The organism is Bradyrhizobium sp. CCGUVB1N3 (assembly GCF_024199925.1).
GTDB lineage: Bacteria > Pseudomonadota > Alphaproteobacteria > Rhizobiales > Xanthobacteraceae > Bradyrhizobium.
The window spans coordinates 8,250,785-8,277,026 of sequence record NZ_JANADR010000001.1 but is presented as its reverse complement, the minus strand read 5'-3'; the positions used below and the strand labels follow the sequence as shown (position 1 = coordinate 8,277,026).

The window sequence follows — 26,242 nt, the reverse complement described above, 5'->3', positions numbered from 1 at the left end:
CAACCTGCCACCGATCGGTCGGTTTTGAGGCCATTTTTCTCCAGGGAATTGCGACCGGGCAAGGGCGTTCCTATTTCAGGGCTCCGCTGACCCGCCCTCCAGGGGGCGGGTTCCAGCCTCCCCTCCCCAGCCCTCCGGCCATCATGTCCTCCATCATCTCCGTCGCCAATTTGTCGAAGACCTATGGGTCCGGCTTCAAGGCGCTGAAAAACGTCAATCTCGACATCAAGCGCGGCGAGATTTTTGCGCTACTCGGCCCCAACGGCGCCGGCAAGACCACGCTGATCTCGATCATCTGCGGCATCGCCAATCCGAGCGAAGGCAAGGTGATGGTCGGCGGCGAGGACATCGTCAGCTCGTGGCGCAAGGCGCGCTCGCTGATCGGCTTGGTGCCGCAGGAGCTGCACACCGACGCATTCGAGAGCGTATGGGCAACGGTGAGCTTTTCCCGCGGCCTGTTCGGCAAGCCGAAGAACCCGGCCCATATCGAGAAGGTGTTGAGGGACCTCTCGCTCTGGGACAAGAAGGACAACAAGATCATCACGCTCTCGGGCGGCATGAAGCGCCGCGTGATGATCGCCAAGGCGCTGTCGCACGAGCCGCAGATCCTGTTCCTGGACGAGCCCACCGCCGGCGTCGACGTCGAGCTGCGCAAGGGCATGTGGGAGGTGGTGCGCACCCTGCAGCAATCCGGCGTCACCATCATCCTCACCACCCACTACATCGAGGAAGCCGAGGAGATGGCCGACCGCATCGGCGTCATCAACAAGGGCGAGATCGTGCTGGTCGAGGACAAAGCTACCTTGATGCAGAAGCTCGGCAAGAAGCGGCTGACGGTGCACCTTGCGCACAGGATCGACGCGCTGCCGGAGAGTCTGGCGCCCTACGAGCTCGAGCTTTGCGAAGGCGGCGCGACGCTGGTCTACGACTACGACACCAAGGGCGAGCGCACCGGCATCACCAGCCTGCTCGGCGACCTCCGCAGCGCCGGCATCCGCTTCTCCGACCTCGACACGACGCAATCGTCGCTCGAGGACATCTTCGTCGACCTCGTGAGGACGTCATGAATTTGCACGCCGTTCGCGCCATCTACCTGTTCGAAATGGCGCGCACCTGGCGCACGCTGCTGCAGAGCATCGTCTCGCCGGTGGTCTCGACCTCGCTGTATTTCGTGGTGTTCGGCGCCGCGATCGGATCGCGCATCGACCATGTCGAGGGCGTGAGCTACGGCACCTTCATCGTACCGGGCCTCGTGATGCTGTCGGTCTTGACCCAGAGCATCGCCAACGCCTCCTTCGGCATCTACTTCCCGAAATTCGTCGGCACGATCTACGAAATCCTTTCCGCGCCGATTTCCTATTTCGAAATCGTGCTCGGCTATGTCGGGGCGGCCGCGACCAAGTCGATCATTCTGGGCCTGATCATTCTCGCCACCGCCGGGCTTTTCGTTCCGCTGCATATCCACCATCCGATCTGGATGCTGACCTTCCTGGTGCTGACCGCGGTGACCTTCAGCCTGTTCGGCTTCATCATCGGCATCTGGGCCGACGGCTTCGAGAAGCTGCAGATGATTCCGATGCTGGTGGTGACGCCACTCACCTTCCTCGGCGGCAGCTTCTATTCCGTCAACATGCTGCCGTCGGGCTGGCGCACGGTCGCGCTGCTCAATCCCGTGGTCTATCTGATCTCCGGCTTCCGCTGGAGTTTTTACGAGATCGCCGATGTCAGCGTCGCCTTGAGCATCGGCATGACCGCGGCCTTCCTGGTGATCTGCCTTGTCATGATCGGCTGGATCTTCCGCACCGGCTATCGTCTGAAGAATTGACCAGACCATCCGGGGGCAAGGTAACCACCATCGCGTCGATGTGAACCTCGTTCATCTTGATTGCCTGGCGCAGGGCCGTTGGCGACTGGGTGCAGCGACCGGCTCGCGAAAATGTCAGCGCCAGATGCTCGGATTCGTCATGCCGCAGCTTGCTTACGCCCGGCGCCACGTTAACGATCGCTCGGGCAGGCCACTGGAACCGAAACCTGATTGCGGGCATAGTACATGCAGGGGGACGGAGAGCCGCGGCGCTTGCGCGAACAGGCCGGAGGCCAGAAGTAAAATGCGTACCTTATTTGTTGCAATCACCTCATTGATATTTTTCAGCGCGAGCACCGCGCAGGCCAAGGTCGACATCACCATCGACAAGGACAATCAGCGGATGACCGTCGCGGTCGACGGCGTTGCGCGCTATCGTTGGCCGGTGTCCACCGGCATCCCTTCCCGCGAGACGCCCAACGGCAGCTTCCGCGCCTTCCGCATGGAAGAGGATCACTACTCCAAGGAATTCGACGACGCACCGATGCCGCACTCGATCTTCTTCACCAAGATCGGGCATGCGATCCACGGCACCGACTCGGTCGGCCGGCTCGGCACGCCGGCGTCCCATGGCTGTGTGCGGCTGTCGCGCGAGAACGCCTCGACGCTCTACGCGCTGGTGCAAGAGCAGGGTGTGCTCAACACCACGGTGACGCTGACCGGCTCGGCACAGGTGGCCTTGATGCGCAATCCGAGCGGCCGCGGCACCAACGCGGTGGCGCGCGCGGCGCAGCCCTACGGCGACCAGTACAGCGCGGCCGGCGAACCGGTCGACCTGACGCCGCAGGCGCAGCCGGGCCGCCGGGTAATGCCGCAGGACGACCGCTACATCTATCCGGCCGACGGCAGCGACACCGGCGCACGCTATCCGGCGCCGCGCGGCTCGCGCCAGGTCTATGACGCCCAAGTCTATCAGCCACAAGTCAATCAGCCACAGGTCTATCAGCCGCAGCGGCAGTACCAGACTTACGATCCGAGCTACGGCCAGCAGGGCTACTACTATCAGCAGCCCCGCCAGTATTATCAGCCGCGCACCTACTATAATTACCAGAACTGACGGCTGAAGCGGCCGGCTATCTGAACGCGCTAACCTCCTTCGCCGACCAGCACGAACGGCGCCCACACGGCGGGATCGGCGTTGCGCGGCGAGGTACGGTCGGCGATCAGCGCCTGCATGGAGCGGCGCAGCGCCTCGGCGCGGCCGATGCCGGGATGCGAGGTGAGCGCGGAGAACGCGCCGGTCGTCACACGCACGGCCGCCTCAGAATCGACCGGCCAGTGTGACACCAGCAGCGCGCGGGCACCGGCGTAGAAAAATGCGCGCGCCAGGCCCGACAGGCCTTCTGCGCCGGGCCTGTCGCCGGCCGCCGTGTTGCACGCCGACAGCACCGCCCAGTCGGCATCGAGCTTGAGCCTTGCGACCCGGCTTGCAGTGAGCAGGCCGTCGTCCTCGCGGGTCGGCCGGTCCGGCAAGGTGAGCACGAGGGCGGGCTCGGTGAGACCGTTGACTTCGCCGGCCACGAGGCCGTGCGTCGCGAAATCGACGACGCGATACTGATCGAGCGGCAGCGTGCTGACATTGGTGACGGTCGCGGCCGGACCGAGCTTGACGTCGTCCTGCGGCGAGGCGCCGAGCGCGCGCGCCACCGCCTGCAACTCGCCCGCGGTTTCCGGCAGTGCCGGCAAGCCCGTGCGCAGCCGCTCCAGATCGACGCTCGTGCCGTCATAGTAGCTCTGGTAGGGCTGTACATTACGCCCGGTGCCCGCGCGCTTGTCGCCGGTAGCGCGCTGGAGCACGGGATCGCCGAACCCGATGAACGGCTTTGAAGCGCGCGAGTCCTTCGCAATGCTGCGCAGCGCGCGCAGGCTCGTGACCGAGGGCAGCACGGTGATCGCGCGCTCATTGAGCAGCCAGGCCGCCAGCCGGTAGCGATCATCCTTGCCGAGCGCAGGATCGGGTCTCTTCGTCACCAGCACGTGGAACGGCAGGCTGGTCAGCGCGCCCGCGGGGACCACCAGCAGTTTCGGCTTGCCGGAGATCTCCGCTGCGACCGGACCAAGCAGCGCGGTGTAGAGTTCGAAGGACGCATCGAGATCGAACGAGGTCTGCGCCGCCTCGGAATTGGCAAGGCCGAGCCGCAGATGCGCGATCCGGTCGCCGATCGCCTTGCTGCCGAGCGCAATCTGGCGCAGCACGCTCATCTCGCGCGTCACGGCAAAGACGTAAGTTGTCGCGCTCAGCGAAAGAAAAGAAACCAGCACTTCATCGGGCCTCAAAAGGGCCTGTGCCTGCGCGATCGGTAGCGGCTGGGGATTCGACAGTTCGGCGTAGGCGGGAAAGCCCTTGTCGAGCTGCATCGAGACGTCGTCATAGGATTTTTGCGTTCGCACGATCTCCGCGCGGAGATTGCCGATCAGCGCGTCGTTGCGCTTGCCGTCCGGCTGGCCGAGCTCGGTCGTGACGCGCTTGTCGAGGGCCTCGAGCGCAATCTTCAGGTCCTGCTGCCGCCGCACCAGCACCCCGATTGCGTCATTGCCGGCTCCGAACCGCGCCGCCATCTGCGACAGCGCCGCGCCCGCCTTGGTCTCGTGGGCCCGCTGCGCCGCGCCGAACGCCTCGTCCCTTGCCGCATCGTCGGGCCTGCCGTCCGACACGCGCCAGATCGCCGCGATCAAAGCCGGATCGATCTCGGTGAAGCGGGTGAACTGCGCGTCGCGTTGCGCGTTCAACGCCGCCGATGCCCGGCGCAGCATTGCGAGCGCATCGGCCCATTTGTCGTCGCGCGCGTCGATGTCGGCAAGATTGACTATCGTGGCAATGGTGTCCTGATGGTTCGCGCCGAGCCTCTGCTGTGCGATGGCGAGCGCGCGGCGCAAATGGTCGCGCGCTTCAGTGAGCTGACCGGCCCTGAGATCGAGCACGGCGATACCGCGGAGATCACCGATGAGCTGCGGATGCGCATTGCCCAGCAGGCGCTCATCGATCTCGAGCGCGCGGCCAAGATATTGCCTGGCCTCGTCGGCGCGTCCGGACTCCATCAAGGCCTGGCCGAGCGAATTCGCCGCCACGGCGGTCTGGGCGGCGCCCTGGCCGAACTTCCGCTCCATGAGCAGCAGGGAGCGTCGGTAGAGCGGAACCGCCTGTTCGGCGCGGCCGATGCTGCGATAGCTGTTGGCGAGATTGGTGAGGATGCGCCCGACATCGGCGCTGTCGGCGCCGAACGCTTTCTCGTCGATCGCAAGCGCGCGCTCCTGCAAGCCCGCAGCCGCCTCGAACTTTCGCTGATCGGCATAGTTGTTGGCGAGGTTGACGAGCGCGATCGCCGTGATTGGATGGTTGGGGCCGTATTGCTTCTCATAGGCCTGAAGCATCTGCTGATAGAGTTTTTCCGCTTCGGCAAAGCGCGACTGCCGCTCCAGCACGATTGCCAGATTGCCCGTCGTCCCCGAAACTAGCGGATGGTCCTCGCCGCGCCGCGCGCGACCGACCGCGAGCGCGCGGCGGAAGATCGCCTCGGCATCGGCAAAGCGGCCGACGGCCTGATAGAGATTGCCGAGATCGTTGAGCGTCTTCTCATAATTGGGAGCCGCCTCGGCATCCCGACCATAGGCCTTGTCGAGCAGGTCGAGCGCCTGCCTCAAAAGCCGCTCGCCCTCGTCGAAGCGTCCGAGCAGGCCATAGATGTCGCCAAGATCGTCCGTCGCCGTGGCAATCTCGTGGGGCGGCGCATTCGGGGTATTTTGCCAGCTCGCCAGCGCCGTTTCGAAATAGCGCGCGGCCTCGCTAAAATTCTCCTTGTCACGCGCAAGCCCGCCGAGTGCCGCAAGTGTGCTGGCAAGCCTGACGTCATTGGCGCCGAAGGCGGATGTGCCGAGCGCCAGCGCGCGTTCGGCGATCGCCGTCGCCTCGGTGCGTCGGTCGAGCATGCCCAGGGAGGCGACCAGGATGTTCGAGGTGCGCAGCGTCGAGGCGACATCGGTGTTGCGCAGCTTGATCGCAAGCGCGGCATTGAGCTTGTCGACGGCCTCGCCGTAGCGTCCGAGATTGTGCAGGCACAGGCCTTCGTTGTGCAGCACCCCGGCATAGTTCATGTTGTCGGTGCCCTGCCGCCGCCGAACCAGCACCTCGAGCTTCTCGGCGGCCGCCAAAGCCTCTGCTATGCGGCCCGCCTGAATGCTCGCGCCCATTTGCGCCTGGAGCGAATCAAAATCGCCGCCGCGCTGGGCAAAAGCAGGCTCTGCGAACAACGAGGCCGCCAGCAGGAGGGCGGCGAAGATGCGAGCGCGGCGCATATCGAGGCCCCCGTCACACGCTTCAAATGGCAATGGACGCGAGAGTAGAGGCCCCAGCCGCTGCTGTCGACAGCATGCGAGCCGGCCGGACGCCCGCAAGCCGCGCTCCCCAACCCCGAGCGCCCCGGTGGGCCAACAGGGCGAATACCATGGACTTGCCCCGGCCGCCGAAAAGCGGTTCAAACGTTCCGTTTCCCTCTTGCCCTGTGTACGCCGATGCCATCCCCTGCTGTGACAATCCTGACGGCCTTTTGTGTTCTCATCGCTGGACCGGCCATGGCACTCGATTCGACCTTCGATCTCGAAGCGCATCGCGGCGGGCGCGCGCTGATGCCGGAAAACACCTTGCCCGCCTTCGCCAACGCGCTGTCGATGGGCGTCGACACGCTGGAGCTCGACGTCGGCGTCACCGCGGACGGCGAGGTCGTCGTGTCGCATGAGCGCGGCCTCAATCCGGATCTCGCGCGCGACGCTGCAGGCAGCTATGTCGCCGCGCCCGGCACGCCGTTCGTCAAACTGCGGCTCGACGAGGTCAGGGCGTATGACGTCGGCCAGATCCGCCCCGACAGCGCCTACGCCAAGCAGTTTTCCGAGCAGCGCGCGGTGCAGGGGACGCGGATTCCGACGCTGAAGCAGGTGTTCGCGCTGGTCGAAAAATCCGGCAACACGCGCGTGCGCTTCAACATCGAGACCAAGATCGATCCGAACCACCCGGACGAGTCGCTCGATCCGCAGGCCTTCGTCGCGCGGCTCCTCGGCGTCATCGACGCCGCGGGATTTTCAGGCCGCGTCATGATCCAGTCCTTCGACTGGCGGACGCTGCTTTTGGTCCAAAAGCAGGCGCCGAAAATTCCGACCGTCTATCTGACGCTGCAGCGCGGCTCGGCGCCGACCAATGCACTCGACAGGGCCACCGACTGGACGGCGGGCTTCAATCCGGCCGATCACGGCGGCTCGCTGCCGCGCACGATCAAGGCGGCCGGCGGCGCGGTCTGGTCACCCTATTTCGGCGACGTGAACGGCGCGCTGGTCACGGAAGCACACGAGCTCGGCCTGCGCGTCGTGGTCTGGACCGTCAACAAGGCGGACGACATGGCGCGGATGATCGAGTTCGGCGTCGACGGCATCATCTCCGATCGCCCCGACCTGTTGCGGCAGGTCGCCGGCGACAAAGGCATCGCGCTGCCCCCGGGCACGCCGGTCAGTCCATAGTCTCCAATGATCTCGTGTCCCGGACGCGGCGCGGCATGAAATGACGCGACGCAGAGCCGGGACCCAGGAAATATGGGCCCCGGCTCTGCAGCGCATCGCCTAGCGCGTCGAAGACGCGCGTGAACGCGCTTGTGGCGCTGCGCCGCGTCCGGGGCACGAGGCTGTCCGAGTGGTGGCCGCGCTACTCCCCGTCCCGCAGACGCCGATACAGCGCGCCGATGATGTTGGAGTAGTCGTCGGTCCAGACCCGCACCCTGTCGTCGGCCTCGGTCTCCTCCCACTGCTTGGAAGAGGCGAGCTTGCCGACATCGGCTTCTTCGCGCGCGGAGACGACGACGTCGGTCGAGAAGATGTAGTCGGCGTCGCGCCCGGTATCCTCGTTGTAGACCCAGCTCTTGAGATCGTTGGCATCGGCAATCCCGACCACGACCGGCTCGAGGTCGAGATGGCGGTTGGAGATGTGCATCACGACCGCGCCGTGCGGGGCGAGCTTGTCCTTGTAGATCTTCATCGCTTCTTCGGTCGCAAGATGAATCGGGATCGCGTCCGAGGAGTAGGCGTCGACGATGATGAGATCGTAGATGCCGTCGGGCTCCTTGGCAAAGGTCAGCCGCGCATCCCCGATCACCGGCTTCAGACCCGGGGCGCAGCTCGAGATGTAGCGGAAATATTTGGGATCGCTCGCGGTATCGACCATGGTCTGGTCGATCTCGAAGAACTTCCAGCTTTCGCCCGGCGCGGCGGCGCAGGCGAGCGTGCCGGAGCCGACCCCGATCGCGGCGACCTTGAGCGGCGCACCCTTGCGCTCGCGCAAGGCGGTGATGGCCTGACCGATGCCGCCGTCCTTGTGGTAGTAGGTGATCGGCTCGGGTCGCCCGTTGACCGGCGTGCCGTCATTGTTGAGGAAACGCTCGGCCCCATGGATCGTGGTGCCGTGCATCAGCACGTGGAAATAGCCGCCGGGCGTCACCACGATCTTGTGCACGCCGAAGAAGCTGCGCACCGTCTCGACGCGGCCTTCATCAGCCGGATAGACGCGGGTCAGCGCCAGCGCGAGCACGATCGTTGCAAAGACCTTCCAGCGGTTGGCATTGAGCGCGAGCGCCAGAAGCGCTGCGAGCAGGCCGACGGCGCCGGCGATCCAGACGCGGTGATCCTCGAACCAGGTCGTGACCTGCTCTGGGATTTGGCCGGTTGAATAGGACGGCGCCACCAGCGCGATCGCGAGCGCGGCGAGCACGAGCCAGTACCACTTCATGACGGGGGCAAGCCGCTCGCCTGCCGATGGCCGGCATAGCGCGGCGAGCGCGATCAGGATCGGATATTCCGCGATCCAGGAGAAAGTGAAAGGCGCGACGAGGCCTGCGAACAGGCCGCCGACCATGCCGCCGAACGACAGCGCGACATAAAAGCCGGTGAGATATTTCGCGGCCGGCCGGGTGCGCGCCAATTCGCCATGGCAGGCCATGGCGATGACGAAGAAGCAGAGCTGGTGGCCGCCCAGCGTCAGCAGCAGGTTCTGCTCGCCGCCAAAGGCAAGCAGAATGATGATGCCCGCGATCGCGAGCGGCTGGAGCACCAGCATCCATTTGTGCGGCAGCAATGGACGTGACTGGAACACCAGCACCCACGTCAAGAGGTAGAGCGACAGCGGCACCACCCAGAGAAGCGGCGCGGCGGCGACGTCGGTCGAGATATGCGCGGTCACCGCGATCAGAAGGCCGGAGGGCACCGCGGCAAGGAAGATCCAGCGTGCGCGAACGAGCCAGCTCGGCGCCGGCGAGCTCGTGTCTTCGGTGCGCGCATCGGCCACCGCCAGCGCCGGCGAGCGCAGCAGCAGCACGCCGCAGGCCGCGATCAGCAGGATCAAAAGACCGTAACCGCCGGTCCAGAGCCAATTCTGGGTGCGCAGCGTGAACACCGGCTCCAGCAGCACCGGATAGGACAACAGCGCGAGGAAACTGCCGATGTTGGAGGCGGAGTAGAGGAAATAGGGATCGGGTCCATCAGGGTGGCCGGTGCGGACGAACCAGGCCTGCAACAGCGGATTGTTGGCGGCGAGCGCGAAGAACGGGAGCCCGATCGACACCGCGAACAGGCCGAGCAGCCAGAACGCATAGCCCGAGGTCGGCGGCTCGCCGAACGAATGCGCGATCCCGAGCGGCAGTGTCAGCAACGCGACCACCAGCAGCACGAGATGGATGGCGACCGGAATCGCGCGGTTCCTGATCTGCATCAGGAAATGCGCATAGGCGTAGCCCGCCAGCAGCAGCGACTGGAAGAACACCATCGCCACCGACCACACCGCGGGCGAGCCGCCGAGCCGCGGCAGCACCATTTTCGTGAACAGCGGCTGCACCGAGAACAGCAGCAGCGCGCTGACGAAGATCGCGGCGATGTAGACCGTCAGCACCAGCCGGTTGCGCGAGGCGGACGGCTGCTCGGTGACGGCGGGAGGCACGATCGAATCCATGAAAGCTCCGGCAAAACCCCGGCGGCCGCCGGACGCGCGCAATGGAGCACACGGCGCATGAACGAGCAATAAATGGTGGGACTGTCGCGACACGGAATGCCTGATATAGAACGTCATTCCGGGATGGTCCGTCAGGACCGCGCGAAGCCCGGCCCTCGAGGACCAGCCCCGGAATGACTGCGGAAAGAATGTTGAACCTTTCATGACCGAAACCGACGTCGTCATCATCGGCGCTGGCCATAACGGCCTCACCTGCGCGGCCTATCTCGCGATGGCAGGGCTGCGAGTGACGGTGGTCGAGCGGCGCAAGGTGGTGGGCGGCGCCGCGGTGACCGAGGAGTTCCACCCCGGTTTCAGGAATTCGGTCGCGGCCTATACGGTGAGCCTGCTTAATCCGCAGGTGATCAGCGACCTCAAGCTCGCCGAGCAGGGCCTGCGCATCGTCGAACGCCGTGTGCAGAATTTTCTGCCCGCGCCCGACGGCAGCTATCTCCTCACCGGCGAGGGACGAACGAAAGAGCACGTGGCCCGGCTCAGCGCGCATGATGCCGAGGCGCTCGACGGCTTTTCGCGCGAGCTCGAGGCCATCGCCGACGTGCTGCGCCAGTTCGTGCTGCGCGCACCGCCGAACCTGCTCGACGGCTTCGGTCCGGGCGCGATGCGCGAGACCATCAACGCGCTGCAAAGCGCCAACATCCTGCGCCGCCTGAGCCTGGAGCAGAGCCGCAGCCTGCTCGACCTCTTCACGCGATCAGCCGGCGAGATGCTGGACGAGCGTTTCGAGCACGATCTCGTCAAGGCGCTGTTCGGCTTCGATGCCATCGTCGGCAACTACGCAAGCCCCTATGCGGCCGGCTCGGCCTACGTGATGCTGCACCACGCCTTCGGCGAGGTGAACGGAAAGAAGGGCGTCTGGGGCCACGCCATCGGCGGCATGGGCGCGATCACGCAGGCGATGGCGCGCGCCGCGCGCGACCAGGGCGTTGCGATTCAAACGGATGCCGGCGTGCGCGAGGTGATCGTCGAGCGTGATCGCGCTGTCGGCGTCGTGCTCGAAAGCGGCGAGAGCATCCGCGCGAAATACGTCGCGTCGAACGTCAATCCAAAGCTGCTCTACACGCGCCTCGTCGCGGCGGACGCCATCCCTGCCGACTTCCTCGCCCGCATCCGGCACTGGAAGAACGGCTCGGGCACCTTCCGCATGAACGTCGCGCTGGATCGCCTGCCGTCCTTCACGGCACTCCCCGGGGAAGGCGATCATCTGACCTCCGGCATCATCATCGCGCCGAGCCTTGGCTATATGGATCGCGCCTATCTGGATGCGCGCGCGCAGGGCTGGAGCAGCTCGCCCATCGTGGAGATGCTGATCCCCTCGACGCTCGACGACTCGCTCGCGCCCGAAGGAAAACACGTCGCCAGCCTGTTCTGCCAGCACGTCGCGCCGGAGTTGCCTGAGGGCAAGTCGTGGGACGACCATCGCGAGGAGGTCGCCGACCTCATGATCGCGACGGTGGACAAATACGCGCCGGGCTTTGCCGCGAGCGTGCTCGGCCGCCAGATCCTCTCCCCGCTCGATCTCGAACGGCAATTCGGCCTGCTCGGCGGCGACATCTTCCATGGCGCACTGACGCTGAACCAGCTGTTCTCGGCCCGCCCGATGCTGGGACATGCCGACTATCGCGGGCCGCTGAAGGGCCTTTATCACTGCGGCTCAGGCGCCCATCCCGGCGGCGGCGTCACCGGCGCCCCCGGCCACAATGCGGCGCGCGCGATCCTGAGGGATCACCGCTCCCTGTTCGCAGGCCGTGGATAGACGTGTGGATAGCCTGTGCCCAGGCGTATCCGGCACTTGGGGAGAGGTCGCGCGAGGATCGCGGGGAAACCTGGGGACCAGACCGGGGATACCCTGGGGACAAATTCGGGATATCGCTGTGGACCAGCCAGTGGATAAACCCAGGCGTAGGACGGGGGAATCCTGTGGGCCGCCGGCAGTGTCTAAGACACTGCCGCCGCCAAAAACGACTTCGCCCGCAAGGGGCTTTCCCCCCGCGGGCGTTGATCGTTGTCTTCAATGAAATAGCCCCCGCGCAGAAAAGGGAGGCGGAAATTACTTCAAGGAGCTGCTAACTGAACCGAACTTGTCATTCAGGCTGGTGCCCAGGCTGTTGACCACGGTAATGATCGCCAGGGCGATGCCGGCTGCGATCAAACCGTATTCGATCGCGGTGGCACCGGATTCATCGGACCAGAACTTTTGAACCATGCGCTTCAAGATTTTGCCTCCAATTTCCAGTTGCGTTGGCTGCACCCAACATCCGGAAATCTACGGAGCGGAACCTAAAGTTGAATAAACACGGGAATCACAAGTTTTAAGAATGATGCGAGGCGATAACTCATTAAATTGGACCGAACTGAGCGAGTATAGCTGAATAATATGCCCCCCTCCCCCACCCACCGCGCGAGCTTTGCGATCGGCGACGAGGCCGCCGCCAAGCGCGTTGTCGACGTCCTGACCGAGATCTTTTTCGATGGCGACGCGGCGGTCGCCGCATTCGAGCAACCCGACGGGCGCTGGGACGTCACGCTGCACTTTGCGGTTGCGCCGGATCAGGATTTCCTGAGTGGAATCATCGCTGAAACGGCAGGTAGCCAGATCGCGGACACACTGGTGTTCGACAGCATCGAGGCCAAGGATTGGGTCAAGGCGAGCCTCGAAGACCTCGTGCCCGTTCCAGCCGGACGCTTCATCGTCCACGGCAGCCACGACCGCGACCGCGTGCCGCCGAACAAGCTGGCCATCGAGATCGAGGCGGCGCTGGCTTTCGGCACCGGCCATCACGGCACGACGCGTGGCTGTTTACTTCTGCTTGACCATGTCTTGAAACGTTCCCGGCCCAAGCGCGTCCTCGACCTCGGCACCGGGACCGGCGTGCTGGCAATCGCGGCGGCCAAGGCGCTGCATCGCGCAGTGCTGGCGAGCGACATCGACCCGCCCTCGGTGCGCGTGGCCCGCGAGAACGCAGTGCTGAACGAGGCCGGTCACCACGTGCATGCGATCCGCGCCACCGGCTTTGCCGCGCCCGATTTTGCCAAGTGGGCCCCGTTCGACCTGGTGCTGGCCAACATCCTCGCCAATCCTCTGCGGCAATTGGCGGGCCCCATGACGCGACACCTTGCCCCGAGGGCGCACGTTATCCTATCGGGCCTCCTGACGCCCCAGGCGTCCGCCGTGATTGCGGCCTACCGCGCGCGCGGCCTCGTGCCCGTACGGCACTTGCGGATCGAGGGCTGGAGCAGCCTGTTGCTGCGGAAGATGGGTTGAGGTGCTGTAGGGTGGGCAAAGGCGCGCTCTTCGCGCGCCGGGCCCACCATCGATCCACACCTGGCGATAGAAGTGGTGGGCACGCTTCCGCCTTCGCTCTTCGAGCTACGGCGGACAAGTCGCTTTGCCCACCCTACAGACTCATCAACGCCGCGCTATTCCGCCTGTTTGTCGTCGCGGCTGATCGGAACGCGCTTCTCGCGCAAGATCCGCCTGGCGCGGCGCTCGGCGAAGCGGTCGATCATCTGGTAGAGGACGCCGCGCGGCTTCTCTGGCTCGGGGGAGGACGGTCCGCGGCGGACCGGAGGCGAGATCTTTTCAAACGTGAACGCAGGCATCGTGTGTCCCCTCGCCGTTGAGATGAACCACTTGCTCTTTTTGCCCTGTCATCCGGACGAAGCGCGGAAGCCGCATCCTTTACTCCACTCGACGCGAATGGAACTTCGCAAGCACAGGCTATGCCAATGCCTAACGATTGCGTCCACATTGCGGAGCAATCCCCATCACCCTAAGATAGTCCCAGCATGTTCGAAGCTCACTTCCAGACATTCGAGGAGCCTGAAGCCGGCGTCGCATTGAGCGCGCGGCTTGCGGCACTTCGCGAAGAACTCGCCCGTCGCAAGCTCACGGGCTTCGTCATTCCGCGCGCCGACCAGCAGCAGAATGAATATGTGGCACCGTCAGAGGAGCGGCTGGCCTGGCTCACCGGCTTCACCGGTTCGGCGGGACTGGCGGTCGTGTTGCTGCAGGAGGCGGCGGTGTTCGTCGACGGCCGCTATACGCTGCAAGCGGCCAAGCAGGTCGACGCAAAGGCCTGGGCCGTCGAGTCGCTGATCGAACCGCCGCCGGAAAGCTGGCTCTCCGCGCATCTCAAGGCGGGCGATCGCCTAGGATTTGACCCGTGGCTGCACACTTTTGCGGCAGCCGAGCGCCTGTCCGCGGCCTGTGCCAAGGCCGGTGCCGAATTGGTGGCAGTCGACTCGAACCCGGTCGACGCCGTCTGGCAAGACCGGCCACCCGCGCCAATCGCGCCGGTCGTGATTCACGCCACGCAATATGCGGGGATCGCGGTGGCGGAGAAGCTCGCGCATATCCGTAGCGAGATCGGCAAGCTCGGCGCCGATGCGCTGGTGCTGTCCGACAGCCATGCGGTGGCCTGGAGCTTCAACATCCGCGGCGGCGACGTTGCGCATACGCCCTTGCCGCTGTCCTACGCCTTGGTGCCAAAGGACGGCCGGCCGACCGTGTTCATCGACCACCGAAAACTCTCCAACCTGACGCGCGACCATCTCGAACAGTCCGCCGACGTGCGCGAGCCGGATGCGCTGACGCCGACGCTGATGGCGCTGGCCAAGAGCGGCGCCGCGATTGCGCTGGACAATGCGACCGCAGCCGACGCGCTCAGCCGGCTGATCACGAGCAGCGGCGGCAAGCCGCTGCGCGGCGCCGATCCGGTGACGCTGCTGAAGGCGGTGAAGAACGGCACCGAGATCGCCGGGACGAAGACCGCGCACCGCCGCGACGCGGTCGCGCTGGCGCGCTTCCTCGCCTTCATCGATCGCGAGGCGCCCTCGGGCAAGCTGACCGAGATCGACGCGGTGGAAGCGCTGGAAACCTTCCGGCGCGACACCGGCGCGCTGAAGGATGTGTCGTTCCCGACCATTTCCGGAACGGGCCCGAACGGCGCCATCGTGCATTACCGTGTCACCCGCAAGAGCAACCGCCGGATCGCGCGCGGCGATCTGCTGCTGATCGATTCCGGCGCGCAGTATGAGGACGGCACCACCGACGTCACGCGCACCATGACCGTCGGCGAGCCCACCGCGGAGATGCGCGACCGCTTCACCCGCGTACTGCGCGGGCACATTGCGATTGCGCGGGCCGTATTCCCTGACGGGACCACCGGCGCGCAGCTCGACACGCTGGCGCGGCAATATCTCTGGGCCGCCGGTGTCGATTTCGAGCACGGCACCGGTCACGGCGTCGGCAGCTATCTCTCCGTGCATGAAGGGCCGGCGCGCATTTCCAAGCTCGGCACCACGCCGCTGAAGCGCGGCATGATCCTTTCCAACGAGCCCGGCTACTACAAGACCGACGGTTTCGGCATCCGGATCGAGAACCTCGAGCTGGTGGTTGCCAGCGATATCGCCGGCGCCGAGAAGCCGATGAACGCGTTCGAGACGCTGACGCTCGCGCCGATCGACCGCCGGCTGATCGAGGTGGCGATGCTCAGCAGGGATGAGCTCGACTGGCTGAACGCCTACCACGCGCGCGTCAGGGCCGAGGTGTGCCCGGCGATCGATGACGCGACCAAGGCGTGGCTCGATGAGGCGACGGCGGAGCTGAAATAGCGCATAGCTCCGTCGCATTTCGCGCAACGCTCTCGCCCCACCCTCCGCTGTCATTCCCCGCGAAGGCGGGGAATCCAGTATTCCAGAGACAGCAGTCGCAATGCGGAGAAGCCGCGGCGTACTGGATCGCCCGGTCGAGCCGGGCGATGACACCTGCTTTGTGGCGGCCGCGCCGTGTCGTTACAGTAAATTTGCGGTGGCAACCTCGCGCATAGCCGCATGCCGAAACATCCGTATTCGTGGCGTTCGCGATGCGGCTAGTGTCGATTCATGCATGGCATGATGGGCAAACCGACGCTGTCGGCGCAACAGAATCTCGCGACCTCGCGCGTGATGCTGATGTTGCTCGTCGCCATGACCGGCGTCGCGCCGATCTCGCTCTACATGCTGGTTCCGGCGCTCCCCGTCCTGGCGACGACGTTCGGTCGCGACATCTCCGTCGCGCAGATGACGGTGTCGCTCTACATGGTCGGCATCGCCTGCTCGCAGATCATCATGGGACCGCTGTCGGACCGGTTCGGCCGGCGACCGGTGCTGCTCGCAGGGCTCGCGCTGATGGTCGCGGCGAGCATCGCCTGCATCTTCGCGGATAACCTGCCGCAACTGATCGCCGCACGCTTCTTCCAGGCGCTGGGCGGCGCCACCGGCATGGTGGTGAGCCGCGCCATCATCCGCGATCTCTACGAGCGTGAGCGCGTCGGCGCGATGATCAGCCTCGTCATCGCCGTCATGATGATCGCGCAAATGCTGTCGCCCCTGACCGGCGGCCTGATCGAGACCGCGTTCGGCTGGCGCGCGATCTTCTACGCCATCACGGCAGGCGCGCTCATGATCGCCGTCGGCATCGTGCTGGCGCTGCCCGAGACGCACCGCGCCCGCGCCGCCGGCAGCGGCTTTCGCGGCGACGTCGGCAGCCTCATCCGCAATCGCGCCTTCGTCGGCTATGTGCTGTGCCAGGTGCTGGCCTCGCAGATCATCTTCACCTTCGCCGGCGGCGGTCCCTATATCGTGGTGACGCAGATGGGCCGCAGCAGCGCCGAATATGGCGCATGGTTCGCGACCACGGCGTTTGCCTATCTGGTCGGCAATCTCCTCTGCGTGCGCTTTTCGCCGCGGCACTCGCTGGAGAAACTGATCTGGTTCGGGCTCGCGCTCCAACTCAGCGGCAGCTTGCTGAACCTGGCCTGGAGTTTTGCGGGTTGGAACGAAGCTCCCGCCTGGCTGTTCGGCACGCAGATGGTCGTGATGATCGGCAATGCCTTCGTGATGGCGAATTCGGCGGCCGGCGCGATCAGCGTCCGCCCGGAGGCGGCCGGCACCGCGTCAGGCGCGATGGGCTTCCTGCAGCAGGGCATCGGCTCGCTGGTGTCGCAATTCGGCGCCTATCTCGGCGGACATTCGACCACGACACTGCCGCTGACCTCGGCGATCCTGGCCATCTCACTGCTGTGCGCCTCCACGATGATCTTCGTCGTGCCAAGGCGCGAGGTGGTGGTAAGCGAAGCGCTGATCGAGCAGGCGGAGGAAGAAGAAAGCGGGATGATGTGAGAGGCGCACGATGACGCCGTCCCCCCTCCCCTTGTGGGAGAGGGTGGCTCGCCGCGAAGCGGCGAGACGGGTGAGGGGTCTCTCTCCACGAGCGCATCTCTCACGCTGACATTCAGGGAGAAAGACCCCTCATCCGGCGCTTCGCGCCACCTTCTCCCACAAGGGGAGAAGGAAGAAGCATCATCCCGCGCCTGTTTCACAGCTGCCATGTTGCGCTTCGGTCTGGATCGTCGGCCGCGATGTGCCATTGTTCGCTCCTGCGCCGCTTCCGCGCAAATTCCATCCCACGCAACAAGATCGGCTCCATGTCCCACCTGTTCAGCTATGCCCAGCAGCCCCGCAAACCCGCCTGCCGCGCCAAGGGCGGCATCGTCGCGGCGCAGTCGCGCCGGGCGGCTGAGATTGGGGCGGAGGTGCTGACCGCGGGCGGCGACTGCGTCGATGCGCTGATCGCCACGACCTTCGCGTTGAACGTGCTGGAGCCCTGGATGAGCGGCATCGGCGGCGGCGGCATCATGGTGCTCTACCGCGCGGCCGACAACCGCTACGAAGTGATCGACTACAACATGCGCGCGCCGCAAAGCCTGCGCATCGAGGATTATCCAATCACAGGCCAGGGCACCGCCTCCGATCTCTTCCCCTGGGCGCGCGTCAAGGACGACCGCAACATCCACGGCCCCGGTGCGATCGCCGTGCCCGGCGTCGTCGCCGGCATGGAGGAAGCCCATCGCCGCCACGCCAAGCTGCCGTGGCAGGATCTGGTGGCGCCGAGCGCAAAGCTCGCCGGCGAAGGCCTGCTGGTCGACTGGTGGACGACGCTGATGATCGCAAGCTCGGCGGCCGACCTGCGGCGCTATCCCGCGAGCGCCGAAGCGTTTCTCACCGACGGCCTGCCGCCGAACGCGCCCTGGAGCATCAAGGCCGAGACGCGGCTGCCGCAACGGAAACTGCAGGCGACGCTGGCGCACCTCGCCGCCGCCGGCCCGCGCGACTTCTATCAGGGCGATCTCGCGAGGAGCATCGCATCGGACATCAGGGCCGACGGCGGCGCCCTCTCGGTCGAGGATCTGGCCTCCTTCCGCGCGCATCTGCGCGAGCCGCTCGCCATTCCCTATCGCGGCGGCAATGTGTTTGCGACGCCCGAGCTCACCGCCGGCCCGACGCTTGCGCATGCACTGCGCCTGTTGCAGCAGAACCTGACGCCGGACGGCGCACCCGATGCAGCCGCGTACAGCGAATACGCCGCCGCCCTGCAAGCGGCCTATCGCGAGCGGCTCAAGGACATGGGCGATGCCAACGGCAAGCGTTCGCTCGGTGCGGAATATCTCGCGCCCGGCTGCACCACGCATTTCTCCGTGGTCGACCGTCACGGCAACATGGCCGCGGTGACGCAGACGCTGCTGTCGAGCTTCGGCTCGAAATACGTGACGCCGCACTCCGGTATTCCCATGAACAACGGCATCATGTGGTTTGATCCGACACCCGGCACGACGAACTCGCTCGCACCCGGCAAACGCTGCCTCACCAACATCACGCCGGTTATCGCCGAAACCAAAGACGGCAAGCGCCTCGCGGTCGGCGCCTCCGGCGGCCGCCGCATCCTCCCCGCGGTGACGCAGCTCCTCTCCTTCGCGATGGACTATGGCATGGACCTGGACGCCGCAATCCACCAGCCGCGCATCGACGCCAGCGAAGGCGCCGTCGTGACCGGCGACCGCCGGTTGCCCGAGGACGCGCGCAAGGCGCTCGCGGCGCGCTTCGACTATGAGGAGACGCAGGTGCAGTCCGTGCCGATGAAATTCGCCTGCCCGAGCGTCGTGATGCGCGAGGGCGACATCAACTCCGGCGCGGTCGAAATCTTCCAGCCCTGGGCCGACGCGGTGGCAGAGATCTGAGCGTCACGACTCCTCCACATTTGTGGGTGAGCTAACCGTCCGATGCCTGTTCATCGAACGGGACAGAAGCGTACGTCCAAGAGGAGATCATTTTGATGAAGAAGCTTGCGCTCGCCGCGACATTGATCATCGCGGCTGGCCTCACCATGCCAAACGCGGCATCCGCCAAAGGCGGTCATGGCCATGGACACGGCCACGGCGGATTCCATGGACATCACCATGGCACGCCGCCCGGCTGGTATCACGGGCGCAAAGTCGGCTGGCGCGGCAGGGGCTGCCCGCCCGGCCTGTGGAAGCAGGGCCGCTGCTGAAATCGGAGACAACCTGCCAGGCGCCGCTCGAAATCGGGCGGCGCTTTTCTAAAGCGCGATGAGATTGGGATGAATCGTCATCGCGCTTTAAGTTATTGTTTGAGCATGATCTCCGCGCAAACGCGTTCCGCGTTTGTCGCGAGGGAAAACCGCTTCACACTTTTCCGGATCATGCCCTAGATCCCCAGCCTGTCCCGGACGCGACCGGCAATCACCGCGCTCGTCACCCCGACCGGCCAGAACGCGTGCAGCGGGATCGGCTTGATGCCGGTGACGGGCATGTCGATCTCGGCCTTGGCGCCGCCGATCAGGCGTCGCGCGAGCTGCGCGCCCATCGCGGTGGAGAGCGCGACGCCACGGCCATTGCAGCCCAGCGAGATCAGGATATTTTCTGCCGGCTCGTGCACATGCGGATAATGATCCTTGGTGATGGCAAGGCGGCTGTTCCAGCCATGGGTCCAGGCGACGCCCTTGAGCTGCGGCCACAGCCGCTCGGCATAGCGCATGAGATAGGCGACATCGGACGGCGCGTTGATCCAGCGCATCGGGCCGCGGCCGCCCATCAGCAGGCGGTTCTGTTGATCGATGCGGTAATAGACCGTGATGTGGCCGCTTTCGTAGAGCACCGAACGCGTCGGCATGATCGAGCGGGCGACCTCGTCGGAGAGCGGCGCGGTCGCGGCGATCGACGAAAACACCGGAACGATGGTGCGGCGGAGCGGGGGCCAGAGATCATCCGTAAAGCCGTTGGTGGCGAGCAGCACCTTGTCGGCGCGCACGACCGCGCGCGGCGTCTCGATGCGCCAATGCGTGCCCTCGCGGCGCAAGGAGAGCGCCGGGGTTTCGCCGTGCACGCTCGCACCGGCCGAGATCGCGGCGCGTGCGAGGCCACGGGCGTAGCTGAGGGGATGCAGATCGCCGCCGCGCGCATCCAGCATGGCGCAGAGATAGCGGTCGGTGCCGGTCATCTCGCGCAATTGCTCGGGACCCAGCAGCGTCACCGGCATGCCGCGGCGAATGCATTGCCTTGCGGTGCTTTCGATCGCCGCAGCGCTCGCCTCATTATAGGCCGCGCGCAGCGTGCCGCTTTGTCGCGCCTCGCAAGGAATCTGGTAACGGCGGATCAGGTCGTGGGTAAAATTGGTCGTGCCGTAGGAGAATTCGATCATGCGGCGACCGAGATCAGCGCCGAAATCGGCCTCGATCTGATCGGGATCGTGCTTCAATCCCGGGTTGGTATGCCCGCCATTGTTGCCGGACGCGCCCCAGCCCGGCTCCTGCGCCTCCAGCACCAGCGCGTCGACACCCTGTTCGGCCAGATGCAGCGCAGTGGACAGGCCGGTGTAACCACCGCCGACGATCGCGACCGAGACGGTCTTGTCCGCATCGAGCGGCGGCGTGGCCACCGCCGCAACGGCGGTGTCGGCGTAGAGCGAGGGCGGCAAAGGCAGGCGCGCAGGCGCGGTCATGTCGGACACCGGATCAGAGCGGATGCAGCACGCGGCGCAAGAAGTCCTGCGTCCGCGCATGCTGCGGTTGGTTGAGCACCGCTTTCGCGGGCCCCTGCTCGACGATGACGCCGCCGTCGATGAACAGAACCCGATCCGCGACGTCGCGGGCAAAGCCCATCTCGTGGGTGACGACGACCATGGTCATGCCGTCGTCGGCGAGCTTGCGCATCACGGAAAGCACCTCGCCGACGAGCTCGGGATCGAGCGCCGAGGTCGGTTCGTCGAACAGGATCGCCTTGGGCTGCATGGCGAGCGCACGCGCGATCGCGACGCGCTGCTGCTGACCGCCGGAAAGCTGCGGCGGATGCATGTCGGCCTTTTCGGCGAGCCCCACCTGCGCGAGCAGCGCGCGGCCGCGCTCCAGTGCCGCGGCGCGCGGCTGCTTCTTCACGTAGAGCGGCCCTTCGACAACGTTCTCCAGCGCCGTGCGATGCGGGAACAGGTTGAAGCGCTGGAACACCATCGAGACCTGCGTGCGGATCGAGACGATCGACGGCGCACTGCGATCGACGCGCGTGCCCTCGACGCTGATGTCGCCGCGGTCGTAGCTTTCGAGCCCGTTGATACAGCGCAGGATGGTCGACTTGCCGGAGCCGGACGGACCGATGATGCAGACCACCTCGCCCTTCTCGACGGACGCGGTGATGCCCTTGAGCACCTCGACCTTGCCAAAGCTCTTGTGGATGTCGTCGAGCTCGATCATCGCTTGCCGGCCCGCTTCTCGAAGTGACGGACCAGCAGGATCAGCGGGATGCTCATGGTGAGATACATCAGCGCCACCAGCGTGAACACGCTGGTGTTCTTGAAGGTGGAGGACGCGATCAACTTGCCCTGGAGCGCAAGCTCGGCCACCGTGATGGTCGAGGCCTGCGACGAATCCTTCAGCATCATGATCATGACGTTGCCATAGGGCGGCAGCACGATGCGCACCGCCTGAGGCAGCACCACACGGCGCATCGTGAGCCACCAGCCCATGCCGATGGTCTGCGCCGCCTCGATCTGTCCCTTGTCGATCGCCTCGATGCCGGCGCGGAAGTTTTCCGCCTGATAGGCCGAATAGGCGATGCCGAGCCCGAGGATCGCGGCCTGCAATGCGGTGAGCGTGACACCGAGATCGGGCATCACGAAGTAGAGATAGAACAACAGCACGATGATCGGGATGCCGCGGATCACGTTGATCACGCTGGCGCTCAGGCCTGCGAGGAAGCCGACGCCGGAGACCCGCATCAAGGCCCAGACGAGCCCGAGCAGCGTCGAGAGGATCAGCGAGCCGATGGTGACGACGATCGTGAGCGCGACGCCGTTCAGGAGGATCGGGAAGAACTCGACGGTGTCGCGCCAAAAGCCCTGCATCGGCGATCAGCCCTTAAGGCCCCATTTGTCCAGGATCTTGTCCACGGTGCCGTTCGCCTTCAGTCGGCCGAGCGAGGCGTTGATCTTTCCGAGCAGCTCGGTGTCGCTCTTGCGCACGCCGATGCCGACCGAGCCGACGGTCGCGGGCTTGTAGCTCGCAACGAGGCGCACCTCGGGGAAGCCGCCCTGCTTGAGGTTGTAGGCGAGGATCGGATAGTCGGCGAAGCCGGCCTTGAGGCGCGCGGCGTTCACGTCGCGCATGATGTCGGGAATGGTGTCGTAGGCCTTCACGTCGCTGAAGAGGCCCGACTTCTTCAGCGCGTCGACGAAGGCGGTGCCGACCTGCGCACCGACAACTTCACCCTTCAGATCCTCCTGCGAGGCATAGGCCTTGGTATCGCCCTTCGGCACCACAAGGCCTTCGCCATAGGTGTAGATCGGATCGGAGAAGTCGATCACCTCCTTGCGCGGCGCGGTGATGAACATTGCGGCCGCGATGATGTCGATCTTGCTCGAGGTCAGCGAGGGGATCAGCGCCGAGAACTGCATCGGCTCGATCTGCACGTTGAGGCCGGCGTCCTTGCCGACCTCGGTGATGAGATCGACCATGACGCCCTGGATGGTATTGGTCTTGGTGTCGAGGAACGTGAAAGGGATACCGGTCGGGGTCGAGCCGACCTTCAGCACCTGCTGCGCGGATGCCGGCACGCTGGCTGCAAGGGCGAGCGCCGCGACCGCGGCCTGAACGAAACGCTTCATCGCAATCCCCCTCTTGGGTTCGACCGACTCTTGGGTTCGACCGATGACGGCCCCCGCGCAGCTTGTGACGGCAGATGTTGCGGGTCGGGCCGTTTCGGCTTACTTTCACCAATATGAAAATCTGGTCACACTTTGGCAGGCTTGGCAAGCGGTTTTCATGCACATGAAGGAAGCGGTTTGACGTGAGCGGTGGCAAAAGAATGCGCAAACCGGCCGCCGCGAAGGCGGTGAAGAAGGCAAAGGCCGTCGCCAAACCGGTGACCAAGCCGGCCGAGCCGGCGATGGACGTCGCGGTCGGACGCCGCATCCGCGATCTCAGGCAGACACGGCAACTCTCGCTGGAGACGGTCGCTGAGCGCACGTCGCTGTCGATCGGGTTCCTCAGCCAGATCGAGCGCGGCCTGTCCTCGCCCTCGCTGCGTGTGCTCGCGACCCTGGCCGACGTGCTCGGCGTCGGCATCGCCGCGCTGTTCGGCGCGAGCCCAGGCACGGATGGCGCGTCCGATTCCGTGGTGACGCGCGGGATGCAACGCCCCGAACTGAAGCTCTGGCGCACCGGCATTTCGAAACAGCTCCTCAGCGCCGCGGGCGCCGAGAACCGGCTCAACCTGTTCCTGGTGCATCTCGAGCCCGGCGGCTCGACCGGCGACGAGCTCTACACCCATGACGGCGAGGAAGCCGGCCTCGTGCTCGAAGGCGAGATGATGCTGACGGTCGACACCGAGACGTGGTCACTGAAGACGGGCGACAGTTTTCGCTTTGCCAGCCGCCGGCCGCACCGGTTCTCCAATCCGGCCGACGATGCCAAAGCCGTGGTGTTGTGGGTGAACTGCGTGACGGGGGCGAGCTGACTCTTCTCCCTCTCCCCGTTCTAACGGCGAGAGGGGCTCTCTCCACAAGAACGGTACGAGTGAGACTCGCGGAAGCTCCCCCTCACCCGCAACGCTCCGCGTGTCGGCCTCTCCCCCCGCAGGCGGTCGCTTGCGGGGGAGGGTTGGGGAGGTTCATAAGCCCCCTCCTCTTGCGTCTTACGATGCACCGTCGTTACGGTCCGCTCCTCCGTTGAGAACATGCTTGATGGCTTTGGCAGCCGCAAAAGTCAGCTTCCTGGAAGCTGTGATCGCAATCGTTGCGCCGGTCGACGGATTGCGGCCTTCCCGGGCCGGGCTATCCTTGACCTTGAACTTACCGAACCCAGGGAGCCTCGTTTCGGCTCCGCTCACGGCCGCATCGGTGATCGCCTTGAACACGCCATCGACGATGGCTTTCGCCTGTGCCTTTGTCAGGTCGTTCTCGGCTGCAAATCTTCTTGGCGATCTCATTGGCAGTTGTCATCGAACGGGCTCCATCTTGGAAGCGATTTCACATACCAGACCCGCTGCCAGCGGATGTCGTTGCCGTCAGCCTGGCCCGCGCAGCGCCGTCAGCGGACTGAGCCGACTCGCCTGCCGGGCGGGAAACAATCCGGATGCAACGCCAACCATTCCGGCGCCGGCGACGGCCGCGGCAACAAACCCGACGGCGACGTGAAAACGTAGCCCCATCATTACAGCCGCGAGTTGACCGCCGCCAACGCCAAGGCCGGCGCCGCACAGGCCGCCACAGACCGCCAGGATGGTTGCCTCAAGCAGGAACTGGAGGAGAATATCCTGACGGCGCGCTCCCAAGGCCTGCAGCAGGCCGATTTCGCCCCGTCGCTCCGCCACTGCCACCAGCATGATGTTGGCGATGCCGACGCCGCCGACCAGAATCGTTGCAACCGCCGTCACCAACAAGAACAAACGGACGGTGCGCAGAATTGCATCCTCGGCCCGGGCGCTGGCGGCGAGATCGACTACCGCAAAATCGCTGGAGTCCCGCGCCACGATGCGATGCCGTTCGCGAAGCGCTGCGCGTGCATCCGCGGTGATCGCGGTTTTCGCTGCGGGATCGACCAGATCGATTAACAGCGCATCCACCCTGAGCGGGGTCTGATGATCGGCGCCGAGCAGCCGCAACCGCGCGGTCGCGAATGGCATCAGCCCGCTTTCATCGATATTCCAGCCCGCAACGCTGCCCACAGGCTCAAGCACGGCGATGACGTGAAACAGCGCCTTGCCAATTGTGATCTCGGCGCGGTCCCGGGCGACCAACTCGACGGCCTCGGCACCAAGCAGGACGCGCGCGATCCGCGCGCCGAGCACGACGTTCTTGGCGGCTTCCCTTTCATCGGCGGCGAGAAGCAGGCGACCGCTGGCCGCTTTCAAATGCAGCGCCTGCGCAAAGGACGACTCGCTGCCGATCAGCGACAGGCTGCCGTTGCCTGACGGCCCCAGCGCGACCAGCGCGCCAAGCACAATGGGCGCGGCATTGGCGACGCCCGGAATCGCCGCGATCACGCGGGCATCGTCGGCAATCAAGGTGCCGGGAAGTTTGCGGTCGGCGCGGCGGTCCTGAGCCGGCGAGCGGGGTTCGACCACCAGCAAATGGGTTCCGAGCGCGGCCATTTCGTCCGATACCGCGGAGGTGAATCCGTCGCCGATTCCGGCAAGCCCGATCAGCGACGCCACTCCGACCGCGAGTCCTCCCATCGTGAGCAGGCTGCGCAACGAGCTCGCCCGCAGGGCGCTCATCGCCCCCGCCAGATGTGTACGCAACATCATGCCAGGCGCTCCGAGGATTGATCGGCGCTCACCACATTGAAAGCGCGCCCGGCCCGAAAATGGATGAGACGGTGCGCGCGTCGCGCCGCGTCGCTATCATGGGTCACCAGCACCACGGTCAGTCCGCCGGCGTTGAGATCATCGATCAGATCGAGCACCTGGGCCTTGTTGTCGGGGTCGAGCGCCGCAGTTGGTTCGTCGGCGAATAGGATCGCTGGCTCATTGGCCAGGGCTCGGGCGATCGCCACGCGCTGCTGCTGGCCACCAGACAACTGATAAGGTCGCCGCTCGCTCAGTTGCGCGAGCCCGACCCGTTCAAGGCAAGCCATCGCCCGTCCATTTCGCTCGCGTTTCGGACGCCCGGTGTAGAGCATCGGCTGGACGACGTTGTCGATCACGCTGAGATGGTTCAACAGCTGAAACGACTGAAACACGAAGCCGAGCCGGTGCGCGCGCAGCCAGGCGAGCTGATCGTGATCCATGCCAGATACCGACAGGTCACCGAGCCGGTATTCACCCGATGTCGCCCGGTCGAGGCAACCGGCAATACCGAGGAAGGTCGACTTCCCCGAACCGGACGGACCGACGGCAGCGACGAACTCGCCTTGCGCGATGCTGACGTCGAGCCCATTGAGGGCTGCAACCGTGCCGCCTTGCCCGTCGCGATGAACCTTGACCACGCCGCGCATGTGGATTGCTGCGGGGCGC

Annotated in this window: 21 protein-coding genes and 1 pseudogene; 11 read left to right on the top strand and 11 right to left on the bottom strand. The window is 65.4% G+C overall.

Translation table 11 applies throughout. The annotated features are described in order from the left end of the window. Positions 1–143 precede the first annotated feature (143 nt). From NLM33_RS39115 to NLM33_RS39105, 3 genes are all read left to right on the top strand, one after another. Positions 144–1,067: an ABC transporter ATP-binding protein gene (locus tag NLM33_RS39115; RefSeq protein ID WP_254103713.1), complete on the top strand. Its 924-nt coding sequence runs from the start codon at positions 144–146 to the stop codon at positions 1,065–1,067. After that, positions 1,064–1,825, top strand: coding sequence for an ABC transporter permease (locus NLM33_RS39110; RefSeq protein WP_254103712.1), 762 nt, complete (start codon positions 1,064–1,066; stop codon positions 1,823–1,825). Before NLM33_RS39115 ends, NLM33_RS39110 begins: the two co-directional genes overlap by 4 nt. Before the next feature lie 283 nt (positions 1,826–2,108). Further along, a complete protein-coding gene (locus tag NLM33_RS39105) occupies positions 2,109–2,921 on the top strand; it encodes a L,D-transpeptidase (protein WP_254103711.1) in 813 nt (270 codons plus the stop codon). Positions 2,922–2,950: 29 nt separating this feature from the next. On the opposite strand, the gene NLM33_RS39100 is transcribed toward NLM33_RS39105, so the two are convergent. Continuing rightward, positions 2,951–6,157 (bottom strand): tetratricopeptide repeat protein, encoded by a 3,207-nt coding sequence (locus tag NLM33_RS39100; RefSeq protein WP_254103710.1) that lies wholly within the window; start codon positions 6,155–6,157, stop codon positions 2,951–2,953. A 276-nt stretch (positions 6,158–6,433) separates the two neighbouring features. Between NLM33_RS39100 and NLM33_RS39095 the strand changes: the two genes are divergently transcribed. Continuing rightward, complete coding sequence (locus tag NLM33_RS39095; RefSeq protein WP_254103709.1) at positions 6,434–7,369, top strand: glycerophosphodiester phosphodiesterase; 936 nt, start codon at positions 6,434–6,436, stop codon at positions 7,367–7,369. Between the two features lie 181 nt (positions 7,370–7,550). Here the strand turns inward: NLM33_RS39095 and NLM33_RS39090 are convergent, their stop codons facing one another. Next, positions 7,551–9,842, bottom strand: coding sequence for a spermidine synthase (locus NLM33_RS39090; protein WP_254103708.1), 2,292 nt, complete (start codon positions 9,840–9,842; stop codon positions 7,551–7,553). A gap of 202 nt (positions 9,843–10,044) precedes the next feature. Here NLM33_RS39090 and NLM33_RS39085 point away from each other — a divergent pair, with 202 nt between their 5' ends. Next, positions 10,045–11,655: an NAD(P)/FAD-dependent oxidoreductase gene (locus NLM33_RS39085; protein WP_254103707.1), complete on the top strand. Its 1,611-nt coding sequence runs from the start codon at positions 10,045–10,047 to the stop codon at positions 11,653–11,655. A gap of 294 nt (positions 11,656–11,949) precedes the next feature. Here the strand turns inward: NLM33_RS39085 and NLM33_RS39080 are convergent, their stop codons facing one another. Beyond that, positions 11,950–12,105, bottom strand: coding sequence for a Flp family type IVb pilin (locus NLM33_RS39080; RefSeq protein WP_371930164.1), 156 nt, complete (start codon positions 12,103–12,105; stop codon positions 11,950–11,952). 171 nt (positions 12,106–12,276) lie between these two features. Here NLM33_RS39080 and NLM33_RS39075 point away from each other — a divergent pair, with 171 nt between their 5' ends. Beyond that, positions 12,277–13,164 (top strand): 50S ribosomal protein L11 methyltransferase, encoded by an 888-nt coding sequence (locus tag NLM33_RS39075; RefSeq protein ID WP_254103705.1) that lies wholly within the window; start codon positions 12,277–12,279, stop codon positions 13,162–13,164. 155 nt (positions 13,165–13,319) lie between these two features. Here the strand turns inward: NLM33_RS39075 and NLM33_RS39070 are convergent, their stop codons facing one another. Beyond that, entirely contained in the window at positions 13,320–13,502 is a 183-nt protein-coding gene (locus NLM33_RS39070) for a hypothetical protein (RefSeq protein WP_254103704.1), read from the bottom strand. A 186-nt stretch (positions 13,503–13,688) separates the two neighbouring features. Here NLM33_RS39070 and NLM33_RS39065 point away from each other — a divergent pair, with 186 nt between their 5' ends. The 4 genes from NLM33_RS39065 (at position 13,689) to NLM33_RS39050 (ending at position 19,269) form a co-directional block, all read left to right on the top strand. Beyond that, positions 13,689–15,515: an aminopeptidase P family protein gene (locus NLM33_RS39065; protein ID WP_254103703.1), complete on the top strand. Its 1,827-nt coding sequence runs from the start codon at positions 13,689–13,691 to the stop codon at positions 15,513–15,515. 270 nt (positions 15,516–15,785) lie between these two features. Continuing rightward, positions 15,786–17,063, top strand: a complete 1,278-nt coding sequence (locus NLM33_RS39060) for a multidrug effflux MFS transporter (RefSeq protein ID WP_254103702.1) — start codon at positions 15,786–15,788, stop codon at positions 17,061–17,063. A gap of 305 nt (positions 17,064–17,368) precedes the next feature. Beyond that, on the top strand, positions 17,369–18,958 hold the full coding sequence (locus tag NLM33_RS39055) for a gamma-glutamyltransferase family protein (RefSeq protein WP_254103701.1): 1,590 nt from the start codon (positions 17,369–17,371) through the stop codon (positions 18,956–18,958). A 95-nt stretch (positions 18,959–19,053) separates the two neighbouring features. Next, positions 19,054–19,269 carry a hypothetical protein gene (locus tag NLM33_RS39050; protein WP_254103700.1) on the top strand — a complete coding sequence of 72 codons (216 nt, stop codon included), beginning with the start codon at positions 19,054–19,056 and terminating at the stop codon, positions 19,267–19,269. A 176-nt stretch (positions 19,270–19,445) separates the two neighbouring features. On the opposite strand, the gene NLM33_RS39045 is transcribed toward NLM33_RS39050, so the two are convergent. From NLM33_RS39045 to NLM33_RS39030, 4 genes are read right to left on the bottom strand one after another with little or no spacing between them, the layout of a single operon-like run. Beyond that, positions 19,446–20,738, bottom strand: a complete 1,293-nt coding sequence (locus NLM33_RS39045) for an FAD-binding oxidoreductase (protein WP_254103699.1) — start codon at positions 20,736–20,738, stop codon at positions 19,446–19,448. 13 nt (positions 20,739–20,751) lie between these two features. Next, positions 20,752–21,483: an amino acid ABC transporter ATP-binding protein gene (locus tag NLM33_RS39040; protein WP_254103698.1), complete on the bottom strand. Its 732-nt coding sequence runs from the start codon at positions 21,481–21,483 to the stop codon at positions 20,752–20,754. Next, positions 21,480–22,133: an amino acid ABC transporter permease gene (locus NLM33_RS39035; protein WP_254103697.1), complete on the bottom strand. Its 654-nt coding sequence runs from the start codon at positions 22,131–22,133 to the stop codon at positions 21,480–21,482. Before NLM33_RS39035 ends, NLM33_RS39040 begins: the two co-directional genes overlap by 4 nt. A 6-nt stretch (positions 22,134–22,139) precedes the next feature. Then, positions 22,140–22,892: an ABC transporter substrate-binding protein gene (locus tag NLM33_RS39030; protein ID WP_254103696.1), complete on the bottom strand. Its 753-nt coding sequence runs from the start codon at positions 22,890–22,892 to the stop codon at positions 22,140–22,142. A 200-nt stretch (positions 22,893–23,092) separates the two neighbouring features. Between NLM33_RS39030 and NLM33_RS39025 the strand changes: the two genes are divergently transcribed. After that, positions 23,093–23,743, top strand: coding sequence for a cupin domain-containing protein (locus NLM33_RS39025; protein WP_254103695.1), 651 nt, complete (start codon positions 23,093–23,095; stop codon positions 23,741–23,743). A 177-nt stretch (positions 23,744–23,920) separates the two neighbouring features. Here NLM33_RS39025 and NLM33_RS39020 read toward each other — a convergent pair. The 3 genes and pseudogenes from NLM33_RS39020 to NLM33_RS39010 form a co-directional block, all read right to left on the bottom strand. Next, positions 23,921–24,227 (bottom strand): annotated as a pseudogene (locus NLM33_RS39020) (HU family DNA-binding protein). 65 nt (positions 24,228–24,292) lie between these two features. After that, on the bottom strand, positions 24,293–25,534 hold the full coding sequence (locus NLM33_RS39015) for an ABC transporter permease (protein WP_254103693.1): 1,242 nt from the start codon (positions 25,532–25,534) through the stop codon (positions 24,293–24,295). Next, positions 25,531–26,223 carry an ABC transporter ATP-binding protein gene (locus NLM33_RS39010; RefSeq protein WP_254103692.1) on the bottom strand — a complete coding sequence of 231 codons (693 nt, stop codon included), beginning with the start codon at positions 26,221–26,223 and terminating at the stop codon, positions 25,531–25,533. Before NLM33_RS39010 ends, NLM33_RS39015 begins: the two co-directional genes overlap by 4 nt. Positions 26,224–26,242 lie beyond the last annotated feature (19 nt).

Excerpts from the sequence above, each read along its gene's own strand:
- NLM33_RS39055 (WP_254103701.1), top strand. The coding sequence starts at position 17,369 with ATGTCCCACCTGTTCAGCTATGCCCAGCAGCCCCGCAAACCCGCCTGC.
- NLM33_RS39110 (WP_254103712.1), top strand. The coding sequence starts at position 1,064 with ATGAATTTGCACGCCGTTCGCGCCATCTACCTGTTCGAAATGGCGCGC.
- NLM33_RS39030 (WP_254103696.1), bottom strand. The coding sequence starts at position 22,892 with ATGAAGCGTTTCGTTCAGGCCGCGGTCGCGGCGCTCGCCCTTGCAGCC.
- NLM33_RS39100 (WP_254103710.1), bottom strand. The coding sequence starts at position 6,157 with ATGCGCCGCGCTCGCATCTTCGCCGCCCTCCTGCTGGCGGCCTCGTTG.
- NLM33_RS39040 (WP_254103698.1), bottom strand. The coding sequence starts at position 21,483 with ATGATCGAGCTCGACGACATCCACAAGAGCTTTGGCAAGGTCGAGGTG.
- NLM33_RS39045 (WP_254103699.1), bottom strand. The coding sequence starts at position 20,738 with ATGACCGCGCCTGCGCGCCTGCCTTTGCCGCCCTCGCTCTACGCCGAC.
- NLM33_RS39115 (WP_254103713.1), top strand. The coding sequence starts at position 144 with ATGTCCTCCATCATCTCCGTCGCCAATTTGTCGAAGACCTATGGGTCC.
- NLM33_RS39080 (WP_371930164.1), bottom strand. The coding sequence starts at position 12,105 with ATGGTTCAAAAGTTCTGGTCCGATGAATCCGGTGCCACCGCGATCGAA.
- NLM33_RS39070 (WP_254103704.1), bottom strand. The coding sequence starts at position 13,502 with ATGCCTGCGTTCACGTTTGAAAAGATCTCGCCTCCGGTCCGCCGCGGA.
- NLM33_RS39105 (WP_254103711.1), top strand. The coding sequence starts at position 2,109 with ATGCGTACCTTATTTGTTGCAATCACCTCATTGATATTTTTCAGCGCG.
- NLM33_RS39060 (WP_254103702.1), top strand. The coding sequence starts at position 15,786 with ATGCATGGCATGATGGGCAAACCGACGCTGTCGGCGCAACAGAATCTC.
- NLM33_RS39090 (WP_254103708.1), bottom strand. The coding sequence starts at position 9,842 with ATGGATTCGATCGTGCCTCCCGCCGTCACCGAGCAGCCGTCCGCCTCG.
- NLM33_RS39010 (WP_254103692.1), bottom strand. The coding sequence starts at position 26,223 with ATGCGCGGCGTGGTCAAGGTTCATCGCGACGGGCAAGGCGGCACGGTT.
- NLM33_RS39075 (WP_254103705.1), top strand. The coding sequence starts at position 12,277 with ATGCCCCCCTCCCCCACCCACCGCGCGAGCTTTGCGATCGGCGACGAG.
- NLM33_RS39015 (WP_254103693.1), bottom strand. The coding sequence starts at position 25,534 with ATGATGTTGCGTACACATCTGGCGGGGGCGATGAGCGCCCTGCGGGCG.
- NLM33_RS39035 (WP_254103697.1), bottom strand. The coding sequence starts at position 22,133 with ATGCAGGGCTTTTGGCGCGACACCGTCGAGTTCTTCCCGATCCTCCTG.
- NLM33_RS39085 (WP_254103707.1), top strand. The coding sequence starts at position 10,045 with ATGACCGAAACCGACGTCGTCATCATCGGCGCTGGCCATAACGGCCTC.
- NLM33_RS39025 (WP_254103695.1), top strand. The coding sequence starts at position 23,093 with ATGCGCAAACCGGCCGCCGCGAAGGCGGTGAAGAAGGCAAAGGCCGTC.
- NLM33_RS39050 (WP_254103700.1), top strand. The coding sequence starts at position 19,054 with ATGAAGAAGCTTGCGCTCGCCGCGACATTGATCATCGCGGCTGGCCTC.
- NLM33_RS39095 (WP_254103709.1), top strand. The coding sequence starts at position 6,434 with ATGGCACTCGATTCGACCTTCGATCTCGAAGCGCATCGCGGCGGGCGC.
- NLM33_RS39065 (WP_254103703.1), top strand. The coding sequence starts at position 13,689 with ATGTTCGAAGCTCACTTCCAGACATTCGAGGAGCCTGAAGCCGGCGTC.